This window comes from Paraburkholderia sp. BR10923, from assembly GCF_040948765.1.
GTDB lineage: Bacteria > Pseudomonadota > Gammaproteobacteria > Burkholderiales > Burkholderiaceae > Paraburkholderia > Paraburkholderia youngii.
In genome coordinates this window covers 287,208-302,285 of record NZ_JBFPKO010000003.1, presented here as the reverse complement: position 1 = coordinate 302,285, position 15,078 = coordinate 287,208, and the positions used below count along the sequence as shown (strand labels likewise).

Annotated in this window: 16 protein-coding genes; 12 read left to right on the top strand and 4 right to left on the bottom strand. The window is 65.7% G+C overall.

Annotation, left to right across the window (positions count from 1 at the left end; genetic code table 11):
• Positions 1 to 5: 5 nt before the first annotated feature.
• Positions 6 to 1,520: a type II secretion system ATPase GspE gene (gene gspE / locus AB3X94_RS07340; protein WP_368611273.1), complete on the top strand. Its 1,515-nt coding sequence runs from the start codon at positions 6 to 8 to the stop codon at positions 1,518 to 1,520.
• A 4-nt stretch (positions 1,521 to 1,524) separates the two neighbouring features.
• Positions 1,525 to 2,742: a type II secretion system inner membrane protein GspF gene (gene gspF / locus AB3X94_RS07335; RefSeq protein ID WP_368611155.1), complete on the top strand. Its 1,218-nt coding sequence runs from the start codon at positions 1,525 to 1,527 to the stop codon at positions 2,740 to 2,742.
• Positions 2,743 to 2,818: 76 nt separating this feature from the next.
• On the opposite strand, the gene AB3X94_RS07330 is transcribed toward gspF, so the two are convergent.
• Positions 2,819 to 3,232: a type II secretion system protein N gene (locus tag AB3X94_RS07330; RefSeq protein WP_176109897.1), complete on the bottom strand. Its 414-nt coding sequence runs from the start codon at positions 3,230 to 3,232 to the stop codon at positions 2,819 to 2,821.
• Positions 3,233 to 3,368: 136 nt separating this feature from the next.
• Here AB3X94_RS07330 and gspG point away from each other — a divergent pair, with 136 nt between their 5' ends.
• The 8 genes from gspG (at position 3,369) to AB3X94_RS07290 (ending at position 9,504) form a co-directional block, all read left to right on the top strand.
• Positions 3,369 to 3,833: a type II secretion system major pseudopilin GspG gene (gene gspG, locus AB3X94_RS07325; RefSeq protein WP_176109896.1), complete on the top strand. Its 465-nt coding sequence runs from the start codon at positions 3,369 to 3,371 to the stop codon at positions 3,831 to 3,833.
• A 177-nt stretch (positions 3,834 to 4,010) separates the two neighbouring features.
• Positions 4,011 to 4,550: a GspH/FimT family pseudopilin gene (locus tag AB3X94_RS07320; RefSeq protein WP_368611154.1), complete on the top strand. Its 540-nt coding sequence runs from the start codon at positions 4,011 to 4,013 to the stop codon at positions 4,548 to 4,550.
• A 1-nt stretch (position 4,551) separates the two neighbouring features.
• Entirely contained in the window at positions 4,552 to 4,995 is a 444-nt protein-coding gene (gene gspI, locus AB3X94_RS07315) for a type II secretion system minor pseudopilin GspI (protein ID WP_368611153.1), read from the top strand.
• Positions 4,973 to 5,647, top strand: coding sequence for a type II secretion system protein J (locus AB3X94_RS07310; protein WP_176109893.1), 675 nt, complete (start codon positions 4,973 to 4,975; stop codon positions 5,645 to 5,647). Before gspI ends, AB3X94_RS07310 begins: the two co-directional genes overlap by 23 nt.
• 1 nt (position 5,648) lies before the next feature.
• Entirely contained in the window at positions 5,649 to 6,758 is a 1,110-nt protein-coding gene (gene gspK, locus AB3X94_RS07305; protein ID WP_368611152.1) for a type II secretion system minor pseudopilin GspK, read from the top strand.
• 28 nt (positions 6,759 to 6,786) lie between these two features.
• Positions 6,787 to 8,196, top strand: coding sequence for a type II secretion system protein GspL (gene gspL / locus AB3X94_RS07300; RefSeq protein ID WP_176109891.1), 1,410 nt, complete (start codon positions 6,787 to 6,789; stop codon positions 8,194 to 8,196).
• Positions 8,193 to 8,696: a type II secretion system protein M gene (locus tag AB3X94_RS07295; RefSeq protein ID WP_368611151.1), complete on the top strand. Its 504-nt coding sequence runs from the start codon at positions 8,193 to 8,195 to the stop codon at positions 8,694 to 8,696. The genes gspL and AB3X94_RS07295 overlap by 4 nt, the downstream gene beginning before the upstream one ends.
• 28 nt (positions 8,697 to 8,724) lie before the next feature.
• Positions 8,725 to 9,504, top strand: coding sequence for a type II secretion system protein N (locus tag AB3X94_RS07290; RefSeq protein ID WP_368588283.1), 780 nt, complete (start codon positions 8,725 to 8,727; stop codon positions 9,502 to 9,504).
• Between the two features lie 106 nt (positions 9,505 to 9,610).
• On the opposite strand, the gene AB3X94_RS07285 is transcribed toward AB3X94_RS07290, so the two are convergent.
• On the bottom strand, positions 9,611 to 11,200 hold the full coding sequence (locus AB3X94_RS07285) for an efflux transporter outer membrane subunit (protein ID WP_368611150.1): 1,590 nt from the start codon (positions 11,198 to 11,200) through the stop codon (positions 9,611 to 9,613).
• Positions 11,201 to 11,455: 255 nt separating this feature from the next.
• Entirely contained in the window at positions 11,456 to 11,860 is a 405-nt protein-coding gene (locus AB3X94_RS07280; protein WP_368611149.1) for a hypothetical protein, read from the bottom strand.
• Positions 11,861 to 12,117: 257 nt separating this feature from the next.
• Here AB3X94_RS07280 and AB3X94_RS07275 point away from each other — a divergent pair, with 257 nt between their 5' ends.
• Positions 12,118 to 12,624 (top strand): MarR family winged helix-turn-helix transcriptional regulator, encoded by a 507-nt coding sequence (locus tag AB3X94_RS07275; protein WP_368611148.1) that lies wholly within the window; start codon positions 12,118 to 12,120, stop codon positions 12,622 to 12,624.
• A gap of 212 nt (positions 12,625 to 12,836) precedes the next feature.
• The gene (locus AB3X94_RS07270) at positions 12,837 to 14,399 is read left to right on the top strand and encodes a DHA2 family efflux MFS transporter permease subunit (RefSeq protein WP_368611147.1); all 1,563 of its coding nucleotides are present in this window, start codon (positions 12,837 to 12,839) and stop codon (positions 14,397 to 14,399) included.
• 51 nt (positions 14,400 to 14,450) lie between these two features.
• On the opposite strand, the gene AB3X94_RS07265 is transcribed toward AB3X94_RS07270, so the two are convergent.
• Entirely contained in the window at positions 14,451 to 14,966 is a 516-nt protein-coding gene (locus tag AB3X94_RS07265; RefSeq protein WP_368588288.1) for a hypothetical protein, read from the bottom strand.
• Positions 14,967 to 15,078 lie beyond the last annotated feature (112 nt).

Genomic DNA, 15,078 nt, shown 5'->3' with positions numbered 1-15,078 from the left:
CGCAGATGCCCGCGCAAACCGCGCCCTCGCAACGTCCGCTGAACGGCGATGTCGCGGCCGGCGAGCGCGCGGCGCCCTCGCCGCTTGCCGCCCGGCTCGTGCCATACGGTTTTGCGCGCAGCGGCCAGATCCTGGTCGCGCATCAGCATGCCGATAGCCTCGAAGTCTGGATCAGCGAACGCACGAGCGAAGCCGCGCTTGCCGAAATCGCGCGCAACTACGGCGTAGTGTCGGTCGTGCGCGTGCCCGCCGACGATCTCGCGCAGGCGATCAACCAGGCCTATGCGCGCCAGGACGGCAGCGCCGCGCAGGTGGTCGGCGAAGTGGAAGGCGAAGTCGATCTGTCGCGGCTGATGCAGGACATCCCTGAGGTCGAGGATCTGCTCGAATCGGAAGACGACGCGCCGATCATCCGCATGATCAACGCGCTGCTCACGCAAGCCGCACGCGAGCAGGCATCGGATATTCATATCGAACCGTTCGAGAATGCGTCGGTAGTGCGTTTTCGCGTCGACGGCACGCTGCGCGACGTGGTGCGGCCCAAGAAAGCGCTGCACGGCGCGCTGATCTCGCGGATCAAGATCATGGCGCAGCTCGACATCGCGGAAAAACGTTTGCCGCAGGACGGCCGCATCACGCTGCGCGTTGGCGGTCGTCCGGTCGACGTGCGGGTATCGACGCTGCCGACGGGCCACGGCGAGCGCGCGGTGCTGCGTCTGCTCGAGAAAGACGCGGCGCGGCTCAATCTCGAAGCGCTCGGCATGGCATCCGACACGCTCGGCCAGTTCGACAAGCTGATCGGCAAGCCGCACGGCATCGTGCTCGTGACGGGCCCGACCGGCTCAGGCAAGACGACGACGCTGTATGCGTCGATGTCGCGACTGGAGACGGCAACCACCAACATCATGACGGTGGAAGACCCGATCGAATACGACCTGTCCGGCATCGGCCAGACCCAGGTCAACGAGCGGATCGGCATGAGCTTCGCGCGCGCATTGCGCTCGATTCTGCGTCAGGACCCGGACGTCATCATGATCGGTGAAATCCGCGACCTCGAAACCGCGCAGATCGCGGTGCAGGCATCGCTGACCGGCCACCTGGTGCTCGCCACGCTGCACACGAACGACGCGGCATCGGCCGTCACGCGTCTGACCGACATGGGCGTCGAGCCGTATCTGCTCGCCTCGTCGCTGCTCGGCGTGCTCGCGCAGCGGCTGGTGCGGCGGCTGTGCCCGGTGTGCCGCGAAGAGCGCACCGAAGAAGATGGCAGCAAACGCTGGCATCCGGTCGGCTGCGACCGTTGTGGCCAGTCCGGTTACGCGGGACGCCGCGGCGTCTACGAGCTGTTGCTGATCGACGAATCGATCCGCTCGCTGATCCACCGCAACGCGGCCGATGCCGAAATTCTCGAAGCGGGCCGCGCCCAAGGCATGCGCACGCTGCGCGAGGATTCGGAGCGCTGGCTCGCATCGGGACTGACGTCGCTCGAAGAAGTGATTCGCGTGACGGGCGGAGCATAAGCGCATGCCGGCATTCCGTTTTGAAGCGATCGACGCGGCGGGCAAGGCACAAAAAGGCGTGCTCGACGCCGACAGTGCGCGCGGCGCGCGCACCAACCTGCGTTCGCAGGGACTCACGCCGCTCGTCGTCGAACCGGCGGCGTCGCGCACGCGCGGCGAGCGCAATCAGCGGCTCGCGCTCGGGCGTCGTCTGTCGCAGCGCGAGCAGGCGATTCTGACGCGGCAGCTCGCGAGTCTGCTGATCGCGGGCCTGCCGCTCGACGAAGCGCTCTCGGTGCTGACCGAGCAGTCGGAGCGCGACTACATCCGCGAGCTGATGGCGGCGATTCGCGCCGAAGTGCTCGGCGGTCATTCGCTTGCGAACGCGCTGCAGCAGCATCCGAAGGATTTCCCCGAGATCTACCGGGCGCTCGTCGCGGCCGGCGAACACACGGGCAAGCTCGGCCTGGTGCTGTCGCGGCTCGCGGATTACATCGAGCAGCGCAATGCCCTGAAGCAGAAGATCGTGCTGGCGTTCACGTATCCGACGATCGTCACGATCATCGCGTTCGGCATCGTTACGTTCCTGCTCAGCTATGTGGTGCCGCAGGTCGTCAACGTGTTCGCGAGCACCAAGCAGCAGCTGCCGTTTCTGACGATCATGATGATGGCGCTGTCCGGTTTCGTGCGGCACTGGTGGTGGGCGATGCTGATCGGCGCGATCGTGGTCGTCTATCTGGTGCGCGCGACGCTCAGGCAACCGGGGCCGCGCCTTGCCTTCGACCGCTGGCTGCTGACCGCGCCGCTGCTCGGCAAGCTGGTGCGCGGCTATAACACCGTGCGCTTCGCCAGCACGCTCGGCATTCTGACCGCGGCGGGCGTGCCGATTCTGCGCGCGTTGCAGGCCGCGGCCGATACGCTCAGCAACAACGCAATGCGCGAGAACATCGACGATGCGATCGTGCGGGTGCGCGAAGGTACGTCGCTGTCGCGCGCGCTGGGCAACACGAAGACGTTTCCGCCGGTGCTCGTGCACCTGATCCGCTCGGGTGAAGCGACCGGCGACGTGACGACGATGCTCGATCGCGCGGCCGACGGCGAAGCGCGCGAACTGGAGCGTCGCACGATGTTCCTGACGAGCCTGCTCGAGCCGCTGCTGATTCTGGCGATGGGGGGCGTGGTGCTCGTGATCGTGCTTGCGGTGATGCTGCCGATCATCGAACTGAACAACCTCGTGCAGTAGCGGCAGCCGTAGCGCGAGGAGGGAAAAGGAAGGATTGGCGCGGCGTGCCGTATCAGCCGCGCAACCGCTTCAAGTTTCAGCGCACGTAAATGGTGGGACCGCTGGAATTGGCGGGCAGGAAGATTTCCGAGTGGGCGCCATTGCGGTCGATGATGATCGAGCGGGCGCGAACTTCGGAGAGCCTGGTGCCTTGCATCAGCGTGCTGCCGAGCGACACCGCGTGCGGCGGCTCGCCACCGACGCTGACGATCGCCGCGGCGCCTTCGCTCAACGCGAGGATGCCGAACAGATGGATGTCCTGATTGACGTTGCGCGCGAGCTGCCCGCCGAACAGCGTCGCGGCCTGGTCGGTCGAGACCTGCGCGTGTGCGGCGGCAGCCGGTAGCGGCGCGCCGGACATCGTGGTGAGCGTGATGACCCAGTAGGTGAGCGTCGCGCAGAAAGCGGCGAACAGCGCGAGCGACAGGAGGCGGATTTGGATGGCGTTCATGCGCACATTGTACGGACTATTGTGAAGATTGCGGTGGGTTGAAAGCCTTCAACTGCATGACATTAAAATGACCGGCCCGGCGTGTTCAATCTGACAACCCGAGCCGAAAATTTCACCTGAAAAGAGGTAGCAAGCTATGCAACTGTCGACCATTCGCCGCGCTGACAACGCGGGTTCACGCGGCCGTCGTCAACGCGGTTTCACGCTGATCGAAATCATGGTCGTGATCGCGATTCTCGGCATTCTAGCCGCGCTCATCGTGCCGAAGATCATGAGCCGTCCGGACGAAGCGCGGCGCGTCGCCGCGAAGCAGGATATCGGCACCGTGATGCAGGCGTTGAAGCTCTATCGCCTCGACAACGGCCGCTATCCGACCCAGGAGCAAGGCCTGCACGCGCTGATCGAAAAACCGTCCACCGACCCTGTGCCGAACAACTGGAAGGACGGCGGCTATCTCGAGCGTCTGCCGAATGATCCGTGGGGCAACGCGTATCAGTATCTAAATCCGGGCGTGCACGGTGAGATCGATGTGTTCAGCTACGGCGCCGATGGCAAACCGGGCGGCGAAGGCAACGATGCCGACGTCGGGTCATGGCAATAAGCGCGCAGAACAGAGCATCCCGCCAGGCTCGATGATGTTCACGCACGCGCCCTCGTTGCCACTGGGTTGGCCGCTGGTTTCACCGGGCGCCCTGCCCGCCGCGCCGCAATTTGCGTGGCGCGACGAAGCGTGCGTGCTTCACCGATGCATTGCTGTTTGAATATTCGTTGATCGTCGATGACCGGCACTATGCGCACGTCCGCTTGCAAGTCCCGTCTGGACACTCCGTGTACGGCTTCACGGCCGCGCTCCCGGCAACCCCGCGGCCGCGCGGCTGGCTTCACGCTGCTCGAAATGATGGTCGTGCTCGTGATCGCGGGTCTGCTCGTGTCGCTGACCGCGCTGACGATGACCCGCAATCCGCGCACCGATCTGAACGAAGAAGCGCAGCGTCTCGCGCTGCTGTTCGAATCGGCTGGCGACGAAGCGCAGGTGCGGGCGCGGCCGATCGCGTGGCAGCCGTTCGAAGGCGGCTTCCGTTTCGATCAGCGCACCCAGGACGGCTGGCGTCCGTTGCGTGACGATCTGCTCGGGCCGCGTAAGTGGGAAGGCGGCGTGACCAGTGTCGCGATCAGTTTCCCGGGTTCGGATTCGCACGCCGATCGCATCGTGTTCGGTACCGAGGCGATCGACGTGCCGGTGCAGGTCACGCTGTTTTCGGCGGCCGGACAGGCGACGATCGTCAGTACCGGCAATGGCCGCTACGAGGTGCGCTGACATGCGGATGCGACGTTATGGCAGGGCCGCCCATGCCTCTTCTCCTTGCAACACGCGCGCTATAGCGTGCCGCAACCAGCGAGGCTTCACGATGATCGAGGTGCTGGTCGCGCTCGCCATCATCGCGGTGGCGCTTGCCGCGTCGCTGCGCGCGGTCGGCAGTCTGGCGAGCGGCGAAGCGGATCTGCACCGGCGTCTGCTCGCCGGCTGGAGCGCGGACAACGCGCTCGCGGACCTGCATCTGAAGCATGCATGGCCGAACATCGGCTCGACGAGCTTCGATTGCTCGCAAGGCAATCTGCAACTGCGCTGTACCGAGCATGTGACGGCGACGCCGAATCCGGTGTTTCGCCGTGTCGAAGTGATGGTGACGATGCCCGGCCAGTCCGGCAATCTCGCCCAGATGGTCACGGTGGTCGCGAATGAAATCAACCGCTCGCTGTGAGCGCCGCCGCCGTTACGGCGCGCGCGGCTTCACGCTGATCGAACTGCTGGTCGCGATCGCGATCCTCGCGGTGATCGCCGTGCTGTCGTGGCGCGGGCTCGATCAGATCATCCGAGCCCGCTCGACGATCACGAACGCGATGGAAGACGAGCGGGTGTTCGCCCAGCTGTTCGACCAGATGCGCATCGACGCGCGCCAGGCAGCCAGCGATGACGAAGCCAGCCAGGCCGCGGTCTCGGTCTCCGGCAACACGCTGCAGATCGTGCGGCACATGGTGCTGCCGGGCACCGCGCCGCGTCTGCAGGTGGTGCGCTATCAGATCTCGAACGGCCGCGTGGTGCGCTATGCGTCGCCGCCGATCGGTAACGTCGGCGACTTGCGGCGCGCGTTGCACGGCAGCGACGAAGATTGGACCGCGGTGCCGCTGATGGGCGGCGTCGGCTCGATCTCGGCGCGCATGTATGTGCCGAAGCTCGGTTGGACCATCCAGATGAACGACGTGCAAACCGCGATGAACCAGGCCGTCAACAATCTGAAGGTGCCGCAACTTGGCAACGCGCCGATGCCGCGCTCGGTGACGGGGCTCCAGATCAGCATCGGCGCGACATCGCTCGCAAAGCCGGTTACGCGCGTTTTTCTGGTCGGAGAATGACATGACGTTCTCCTCGTCGTTGCCGAAGAAGTCCCCATCCGCTTCGCGCGCGCGTGCACGCGAGCGAGGCGCCGCCATCATCAGCGCGCTGCTCGTCGTCGCGTTGTCGGCGATCCTCGTGTCCGGCATGTTGTGGCGCCAGCAGGTGCAGATCCGCCGCATCGAAAATCAGCGGCTGCTGTCCCAGGCGCAATGGGTCGCGCGCGGCGCGCTCGACTGGACCCGGCTGATCCTGCGCTCCGAAGGCGACACGTCGGCGGGCATCACGTATCTGGGCGGCTTGTGGGGCGTGCCGATCGCGAAAACGCGGCTGTCGGATTTTCTCGGCCAGATCGGCGAGGTGCGCGCTGAGCAAGGCGCGGCCACGTATCTGTCGGGCTCGATCGAGGACGCGCAGTCCAGATTCAATCTGCGCAATCTGGTCGCGAGTCCGGCGCCCGGCGTGACGCAAATCAGCGCCGAGCAGACGGCCGCGTATCAGCGCCTGCTGGTGTCGCTCGGCCTGAGCGGGCAGCTGGCCAAAGTGACCGCGCTGCACGTGCGCGCAGGGCTGTCGCAATCGGCGACGCGCTTTCAGACCGGCACGTCGATCAGCAGCTCGCCGCAGGTCGGCGGCGGCGGGATGACGGGCGGCAACTTCACGAACCAGCCCGGCATCGAGGACGGCGAGGACAACGTGGCGGTCGCGCCGCTCTTGATGACGGGCGTCGATTCGCTGCTCGACATTCCGGGCTACACACCGGAGATCGTCGCAAAGCTGCGGCCGTTCGTCACCGTGCTGCCGACCGTCACTGCGATCAACATGAACACCGCGTCGGCCGAAGTGATCGCGGCGGTGGTGCCGGGCATGGCCGTGTCGCAGGCGCAGGCCTTGGTCGCGCGGCGCCAGACCGTGTTTTTCCGCAACGCCGGCGACGTGCAGCTCGCGCTGACCGCCGCCGGCGTGCAATCGGCGTCGATCGATCCGAATCAGTTCGACGTCAATTCGAGCTACTTTTTAGTCCACGGCACTGTGCAGCACGAGCGCGCCGAAGTGGATCGCACGACACTCGTCTATCGCGATCCGCTGACTCACACTACGCGTATCGTGCGGGTACAAGACCAACTATGAATAACGCAATCCACAGAGAGAGTGGCCTTTGAGCACGCTGATCGTCCTATTGCCGCCGCGTGATCCGGCGGTGCCCTCGCAGGAGTGGCAACTGCCCGAGCTGCCGTTCGTGCTGCTCGACAAGGCCGAGCGCACGCAGCGCGCCGGGCGCTCGGCGCTCGCGCTGCTGCCGCGCGCGAACACGACGGTGCTGATGGTCGCCGCGCGCGACCTGCTGCTGATGCCCGCGACGCTGCCGCCGCTGCGCGGCCCGAAGCTGCGCCAGGCGCTGCCCAATATCGTCGAGGATCAACTGATCCAGGACCCGCAGACCTGTCATATCGCGGTCGATCCGCAGGGGCTTGGGGAAGGCCGGCACCTGCTCGCGATCATCGATCGCGGCTGGTTCCGTTTCATCTGCGAGGCGTTCACGGCGGCCGGTCATCGCAGCCTGCGCGCGGTGCCGGTCACGCGTTGCCTGCCGCCGGCGCCGGTGACCGAAGTCGCCGGGAACGTCGACGAAACCGCCGAGGTGCGCGAGCCGGTCATGGCGGGCGCGGCGAGCGTCGCGACGTCGCCGCCGGGCGTCGCGCCGGTGGTCGCGCCCGAAGCGCCGTCCATCGTGCCGATGGTGGCCGCGGTGCTCGGTGCGGTCGTGCAGACCGCGCCCGCGCTGCTGGTCGAAGGCGCGGTCGACAGCGGCGTGCCGCGCGTCGAACTGGCGATTGCGCGCGGCGTGCAGGGCGAGGGTCTCGCGGCCCCGGCCAATGCGGTGAACGCGACGCTCTCCGCACTGGCGGGAGCGGCGCCGGTGTCGCTGTACATGCTGACCGAAGTGCCGGGTAACGAGCCCAACCAACCCACGACGAGTCCCGCGCGGCTCGCCTCGCATATCCACGGCGCGAGTCCGCTGCCGTTCGAGCAGCTCGCTCGGCGCGCGCTCGAATGCCGCTTCGACCTGTGCCAGTTCGAATTCGCGTCGCAGCCGTGGCGCCTCGATCGCGCGACGCTGCGGCGTCTGCGTTTGCCGATCGTGCTCGCGGTCGCCGCGCTCGTCGTCGCGATCATCGGCGCGAACGTGCAGTGGCTGATGCTCGCGCGTCAGCGCGACGCGATCAACACGCAGATGACGGAGCTGCTGCTCAACACGTTCCCGAAGACGACCGTCGTGCTCGACGCGCCTGATCAGATGGCGCGTCAGTTGCAACAGCTGCGCGTCGCGGCGGGCGAGCTGTCGCCGGAGGATTTCCTGTCGCTCGCCGACGGCCTCGCACGCTCGTTGTCGCCGCTGCCGGTCAACGGCATCGCCGCGCTCGACTATCACGAGCACCGCCTCGACGTGACCTTCAAACCCGCGATCAAGGTCGACCCCGACTTCGCCAAGCGCCTCGCGCGCAACGGCCTGACCGGCGCGATCGACAGCAGCACCGGCAAGTGGACCATCAGGAACGGACAATGAAAGCTGAACTCGCTCAAACATGGGCTGGCTTCTGGGACCAGCGCACCGATCGCGAGAAGGCGCTGCTGACGTGGGGCGGCGCCGCGCTCGCCGTGGCGATCGCATGGTCGGTGCTATGGGCGCCCGCGCAGGAAGGCCGCGCGCATTTGCGTCAATCGCTGCCCAGCCTGCAGCGGCAGCTCGCGCAGATGACCGCGCAGGCGAACGAGGCGCGTGCGCTGTCGGCGGCCGCGCAAGGTGTCGCGCCGACCGGCGCGGCGCTGAAGGACGCGCTCTCCGCATCGCTCGGCGAGCACGGCCTCGCCGCGACGCAGGTGCAGTTCGTCGGCAACGCGGTGCAGGTGCAGATGAAAAACGTCGCGTTTCCGGCCTGGACCGCGTGGGTCGATGACGTGCGAAAGCAGTTCAAGGTGCAGGTCTCCGAGGCGCATATCACCGCGTTGAAAGACGACGGCCAGGTGGATCTGACGGTCGCGCTGCAACCGTCGAGCACGAAATAACGACGCGCCGCTCGCTACAGGATCTCGCATGAATTACTGGATGTGGCGCCTGCGTAGGGCGCTGCCGTGGCTGGTGGTCGCCGTTTTGTCGGTGGCGGCCGTGACGCTCGCGCTGCTGCCGGCCGCGTGGATTACGCCGCAGTTCGCGCGCCAAACGCACGGGCACGTCAATCTTGTCGACGCCGAGGGCTCGCTGTGGCACGGCTCGGCGACGCTGATGCTGGCCGCCGGCTCCGATATGAGCGCGGCGACGCTGCTGCCTGGGCGGATCGAGTGGCGCACCGCGTTCTGGCCGCTTTTCACCGGACGCGTGCGCATGGTCATGCGCCATAGCGAGGCAATGCCCGACCCGATCACGGTCGATGCGACGCCGCGCGGCGCAACCGTCACGCCGGGCGTGCTCGCGGTGCCGGCGTCGCTGCTCGCGGGGCTTGGCGCGCCATTCAACACGCTCGATCTGCAGGGCAATGTGCAGTTGTCGTGGACCGACTGGCGCAGCTTCAACGGCGAAGCGTTCGGCCAGCTGACGATGACGCTCGACGACGTCAGCTCGCGTGTGTCGCTCGTGAAGCCGCTCGGGTCGTACCGGGTCAGGTTTCAGGCGCAGGGCAAGTCGTCGGCGCTCGATCTGAGTACGATCAAAGGACCGTTGACGCTGACCGGCAGCGGCACGATGTCCGCCACATCGACGTCGTTTCGTGGCACGGCGAGCGCCGCGCCGGAACAGCACGATAACCTCGCCGGCCTGCTGAATCTGCTTGGCCGGCCGAGCGGGCCGGATACGGTGGCGCTGACGTTCATGCACTGAGGTGCGCTTCGCGCGCGTAGCGCGATGAAAAAAGAGGCATGGCCGCGAATCGCGGTCATGCCTCTTCTACATTGCGATTCTGCTGCGCGGCGGGCGCAGCGGGCAATTATTTGCTTTGCACCCGCGCTTGCGGCGCGTTGCCCTGTGCGATGGACGCCGCGCCGACTGCCGCAGCCGCCGGAGCCGATGCCGGCAGCGGCGCGGGCGCCGCGACATCGCCGGTCTCGCGATTCATCTGCGACGCATCCCAGCCGCCGCCGAGCGCCTTCACGAGCCCCACCGACGACACCATCCGCTGCCCGGCGATATTCTCGAGCTTCTGTTCGGCCGTGAACGCCGTGGTCTGCGCGGTCAGCACGTTGACGAAGCCGACCGTACCCGCCTTGTACTCGTTCGTCACGATGGCGAGCGCCTGGCGCGCCGAGTCGACCGCCTGCCGTTGCACGACGATTTCCTGCTCGAGGATGCGCAGCGACGCAAGGTTGTCCTCGACGTCCTGGAACGCGGCGAGCACCGTTTGCCGATAGGTCGCGACATCCGCGTCATAGGTGGCGCGCGCGGCCTCGGTTTGGGCCTTGCGCAGGCCGGCGTCGAAGATCGTCCCGGCCAGTTGTGGGCCGAGCGTCCAGAAGCGCGACGGCAACGTCAACAATTGCGAGAACACCGAGTTCTCGAAGCCCCCGGTCGCCGACAGCGTGAGCGACGGGAAGAACGCGGCGATCGCCACGCCGATCTGCTCGTTGGCTGCCGCGGCCTTGCGTTCCGCCGATGCGATATCCGGCCTGCGTTCGAGCAGCGCGGACGGCATCTGCGCGGGCACGGCGGGCGGCGTCGCGGTGAGCGGCATCGGCGGCAGCGAGAACATCGACGCGGGCACGCCGATCAGCACCGCGATCGCGTGCTCGTCCTGCGCGCGCTGGATGCCGTTCTCAATTGCGGCGGCCTGCGCCGATTGCAGCTGCGTTTGCGCCTGGATCACGTCCGAGCGCGCGGCGACGCCGGCCGCGTACTGATTCTGCGTGAGCTGCAATGAGCGCTGATAGGCGAGAACGGTGTCGTCGAGCAGCTTCTGCGTGGAGTCGAGCGCGCGCAGCAGGAAGTAGGTCTGCGCGAGCGTTGCCTGAGCGGACAGGCGCGCGTTTGCGAGTTCGGCGGCCGCGCCCTGCTGGCCGGCTTTTTGTGCGTTGACCGAGCGCGTGACCGAGCCCCACAGGTCCGGCTCCCAGCTCGCCGTCATCTGGACGTTGAAGCTGTTATTGATGCCTTCGCGACTCGTCGCCGTCGTCGCATTGCCGCCGGTTTGCGAGCCGTTGCCCGAGCGGGTCGCGCCCGCCGACGCACCGATGGTCGGGAAGTACGCGGCCCGCGCTTCGCCGACGAGCGCGCGCGCCTGCCGGTAGTTCGCGGCGAATTGCGCGATGGTCTGGTTCGCTGCGTTGAGCTTGTCTTCGAGTTCGTTGAGCTTCGGGTCTTCGTAGATCGCCCACCAGTCGCCGCGGTCGTGTTGATCGGCGGGCTCGGCAACCTTCCAGCCGGGCGCGGCCTCCTTGAACGACGCGGGGATCTCGGTGGCCGGCCGCTGATAGTCCGGGCCGACCGCGCAGGCGGCGACGAGTGCCGCGCAGGCCGCGCTGACGGCAACGGATAGGACGCGCGGTGCAAATGCCCGCGCGCGCGCGATTCGAACAGACTGCATGCAATGAATTCCTTCTGGACGCCGCGGTATGGCTGGGAAGGGCGCCAGCGACCGGGCGAGATCGTGGTCTGCCGGAATGTTAGCGTATGGGCCCGCGCGAGCGCGGGAAACCGAAAGCTGAAAGGTTAATGCGAGGCGGTGCGCAGGTGTGTTACTTGCGGTGACGCGATGGTTACGCGTTGTTACCGGTGGAGCGAGGGGCAGCGGGTTTGCGGTGTTTGAATGGCGAGAAAAGCGCGGCGAATCGGTACCCCTTCAGAGCCTCGTTTTCGTGGATTGGGTCTGCTGGCGTTGACGCTGACGCTGACACGCGAGTTTGCCAGCCGAGGCCCGGCACGACGCACCACCGGATGCGAGGCAAGCGTTGCCGCTGTTGGCTGTCGCGGCGACGACGTTTTCCGTCTCAATCGCGAAGCTTTCCTTCGGCAATACGATTTCGCTGGATTCCACGACTACGGCGTTGCCCTTCTTCGCCCGCTTCGTTTCGCGTCGATGCTCGGCCCAAGCGAGCAGCGCGACGCCCACGGACCCGCCAGGCAGCACGAGCAATCCCGCGAAAAGCGCGAGCTTCCACCAGCGGTGCCGGCCCTGGAAGCTATGGAGTGCGGAATCGGTCAGTGAGCGGCTGAGGCCGCCAAGCGTGTTTTTGATGTACAGCATCGGGGAAATCCTTTGGCGCGCGTCGCGAGGCGGGCGGCGTGCGGTCGATCGGTCAGAACATGGTCTCGAATGGCGCAGGACGCGCGAAACTCATTGCTTGTCATAATATTGACCATGCAATCAAATTTCAAGATACTGTGCGGCGCAAATGATTCGACTGTTGTTTTTAGGCTGGCTCGTTGCGCACCGCAAAATGTGATTTGACTTGTCTGCTTAGGCAGCTAAACTTCGTCTTGCCTGGATGTTTCGGATACCCCATGGTTGATGGCCCCTACAAAGCGGACGAAGTCGAGCTCACGAGCAGTCTTGGCTACTACCTGACGAAAGCGCGCAATGTGCTGGTCGAGCGCACGGACCGTGCGGTCAAGCCGCTCGGACTCACCGCGCAGCAGATCGGCGTGATTCTGATGCTGTCGTCGCGCCGCGCGAGCACGCCTTTCGAGCTGTCGCGCGCGATGTCGTACGACAGCGGCTCGATGACGCGACTGCTCGATCGCCTGGAAAAGAAAGGCTTCGTCGTGCGCACGCGCAGCAACGACGACCGACGCATGGTGAAACTGGAGCTGACACCGCAAGGCCATGAGGCCGCGCGGCAACTGCCGAACCTCGGCGCGACCGTGCTGAACGACCAACTGCGCGGCTTTACCGCCGAGGAGCACGCGACGCTGATTCACCTGCTCGCCCGTTTCATCGCAAACGGTCCCGAGGGCGAAGCCAACGTAGGTTGCGGACCGGCGCCACCGCCGGACGAGCCGCGGCGATGAGCCAAAGCATGCGTCGAGGCGCGGTCGTCGTCGGAGGGCGGCGGCGCTTCATCACGAAGTACTAGCAAGACAATCACAAGGCGCCTTTCCAAGGCGCCATTGTCATCAGATATCTGTCTGGGCAGAGGGTGATCTGGCATGTAAGCATCGTGTCTGGGACGCCCGATAAAGCTGCCACGACAAGCTTTTGCCGCCTGAGGAGAACCAAAATTATGGATGCCACGGCTTCCAACGCCGCGCTGCCCGTAGCCGAACCCGCTCCGCTCAAAGGCGGCACGCTCGCGCTGCTGACCGTCGGCCTTGCGCTCGGCACCTTCATGGAGGTGCTCGACACCTCGATTGCGAACGTCGCAGTGCCGACCATTTCCGGCAGCCTCGGCGTCGCGGCCAGTCAGGGCACCTGGGTGATCTCGTCGTACTCGGTCGCCTCGGCGATTGCCGTGCCGCTGACCGGCTGGCTCGCGCGACGCGTCGGCGAAGTTCGGCTCTTCACGCTGTCGGTGCTGCTGTTCACGATCGCGTCGGCGGCCTGCGGTTTCGCGCATAACTTCGAATCGCTGATTGCATTCCGGCTTGCGCAAGGGCTCGTGTCCGGGCCGATGGTGCCGCTGTCGCAGACGATCCTGATGCGCTCCTACCCGCCCGCGAAGCGCGGCCTTGCGCTCGGCTTATGGGCGATGACGGTGATCTGCGCGCCGATCTTCGGCCCGGTGATGGGCGGCTATATCACCGATAACTTCACGTGGCCGTGGATCTTCTACATCAACGTTCCGATCGGCCTGTTCTCGGCGTTCTGCGCGTATCTGCTGCTGCGTGGCCGCGAAACGCAGACGACGCGCCAGCGCATCGACGTGGTGGGCCTCGTGCTGCTCGTGACCGGCGTGTCTTGCCTGCAGATGATGCTCGACCTCGGCAAGGACCGCGACTGGTTCAACTCGACGTTCATCGTCGCGCTCGCCGTGATAGCGCTCGTGTCGATTGCATTCCTGCTCGTGTGGGAGTTGACCGAGGAGGAGCCGATCGTCGACCTGTCGCTGTTCAAGGATCGCAATTTCGCGCTTGGCGTCGTCATCATTTCGTTCGGCTTCATGGCGTTCTTCGGCTCGGTGGTGATCTTTCCGCTATGGCTGCAAACGGTGATGGGCTACACGGCGGGCCTCGCGGGTCTCGCCACGGCACCGGTCGGACTGCTTGCGTTGTTTCTATCGCCGATGATCGGCAAGAACATGCATCGGCTGAATCTGCGCATGGTCGCGAGCTTCGCGTTCATCGTGTTCGCGATCGTGTCGTTCTGGAACTCGACGTTCACACTGGACGTGCCGTTCGGCCACGTGATCCTGCCGCGGCTCGTGCAGGGCATCGGCGTCGCGTGCTTCTTCGTGCCGATGACAACGATCACGCTGTCGAGCGTGCCCGACGAGCGTCTTGCGAGCGCGTCGGGTCTGTCGAACTTTTTCCGCACGTTGTCGGGCGCGATCGGCACTGCGATCAGCACGACGTTCTGGGAAAACGACACGATCTATCACCACGCGATGCTCGCCGATACGGTCAACACGTATTCGGCCAACACGAACGCCTATACGAATGCGCTCGCGGGCGCTGGGCTGTCCGGCGACAGTCTCACCGCGCAGCTGAACCAGGTGGTGACTAGCCAGGCGTACATGATGGCCACCAACGATTTTTTCCGCATCTCGTGCGCGGCGTTTATCGTGCTGGCCTTGCTCGTGTGGATCACCAAGCCACGCAAGGGCAGCGGGCCCTCGTTAGGACACTGAAGCAAACACGCGGCGGCGGCGAATGCATCGCCGCTGCCGCCACAGCTTCAGCTATTGCGACATCGCCTCGCCATTCGGCAGCCTGGTGGTCTTTCCGGGCATCGTCTCCGGATGCGTCGCATCGGGCGCGTTCTGCGATGGCGTCGCACTGCCTTGCGGCGCGCTGGCGGCTGTGCCCGTGGTGCCCCTCACATACTGCTTGAAATCAGCACCGGCTTCCCACGGATTCGGCTTGCAGCCGAGCGAGCTGTCGCAGTGCGCGGAAAAGCCGATCGTAACGGTGCCATCGGGTTCCGAGGCGCGCGTGATCTGAAACGCGAGAGCCCGCTTGCCACCGTCGGGGCCGGCGGTCTGGATTAGCGAGTCGTTAGCGGTCTCGATCTTGTACTTCGAATGACTCGCGACCCACGATTGCGCCCGTTGCCACCAGAGGTCGCATTCGGCCTTGTTCGAACACGTCAACGGCTTGGTCGCGATCTGCATGACGTCCGGATTGACCTGACCCTGCGTTGAGCATCCCGCAGTCGCTACGAGACACAGTGCGGCCAACAGAGCTTTGTTCTTCACGTCGGTACCTCCGCTGCGAAGCCTGTCATAACATTTTGGACCACCCCATCCAGGCGGTGTTTCACCCAGATCAGAGAATCGCGACGGCGCGTGGAGAATTTGCCGATTGCGC

What these genes read in the sequence shown, in the direction of transcription:
- gspF (WP_368611155.1), top strand. Translation starts at nt 1,525, where the DNA reads ATGCCGGCATTCCGTTTTGAAGCGATCGACGCGGCGGGCAAGGCACAA.
- AB3X94_RS07310 (WP_176109893.1), top strand. Translation starts at nt 4,973, where the DNA reads ATGAAATCAACCGCTCGCTGTGAGCGCCGCCGCCGTTACGGCGCGCGC.
- AB3X94_RS07320 (WP_368611154.1), top strand. Translation starts at nt 4,011, where the DNA reads ATGACCGGCACTATGCGCACGTCCGCTTGCAAGTCCCGTCTGGACACT.
- gspE (WP_368611273.1), top strand. Translation starts at nt 6, where the DNA reads ATGCCCGCGCAAACCGCGCCCTCGCAACGTCCGCTGAACGGCGATGTC.
- AB3X94_RS07330 (WP_176109897.1), bottom strand. Translation starts at nt 3,232, where the DNA reads ATGAACGCCATCCAAATCCGCCTCCTGTCGCTCGCGCTGTTCGCCGCT.
- AB3X94_RS07290 (WP_368588283.1), top strand. Translation starts at nt 8,725, where the DNA reads ATGAATTACTGGATGTGGCGCCTGCGTAGGGCGCTGCCGTGGCTGGTG.
- gspK (WP_368611152.1), top strand. Translation starts at nt 5,649, where the DNA reads ATGACGTTCTCCTCGTCGTTGCCGAAGAAGTCCCCATCCGCTTCGCGC.
- AB3X94_RS07285 (WP_368611150.1), bottom strand. Translation starts at nt 11,200, where the DNA reads ATGCAGTCTGTTCGAATCGCGCGCGCGCGGGCATTTGCACCGCGCGTC.
- AB3X94_RS07295 (WP_368611151.1), top strand. Translation starts at nt 8,193, where the DNA reads ATGAAAGCTGAACTCGCTCAAACATGGGCTGGCTTCTGGGACCAGCGC.
- AB3X94_RS07270 (WP_368611147.1), top strand. Translation starts at nt 12,837, where the DNA reads ATGGATGCCACGGCTTCCAACGCCGCGCTGCCCGTAGCCGAACCCGCT.
- AB3X94_RS07275 (WP_368611148.1), top strand. Translation starts at nt 12,118, where the DNA reads ATGGTTGATGGCCCCTACAAAGCGGACGAAGTCGAGCTCACGAGCAGT.
- gspI (WP_368611153.1), top strand. Translation starts at nt 4,552, where the DNA reads ATGCGGATGCGACGTTATGGCAGGGCCGCCCATGCCTCTTCTCCTTGC.
- AB3X94_RS07280 (WP_368611149.1), bottom strand. Translation starts at nt 11,860, where the DNA reads ATGCTGTACATCAAAAACACGCTTGGCGGCCTCAGCCGCTCACTGACC.
- gspG (WP_176109896.1), top strand. Translation starts at nt 3,369, where the DNA reads ATGCAACTGTCGACCATTCGCCGCGCTGACAACGCGGGTTCACGCGGC.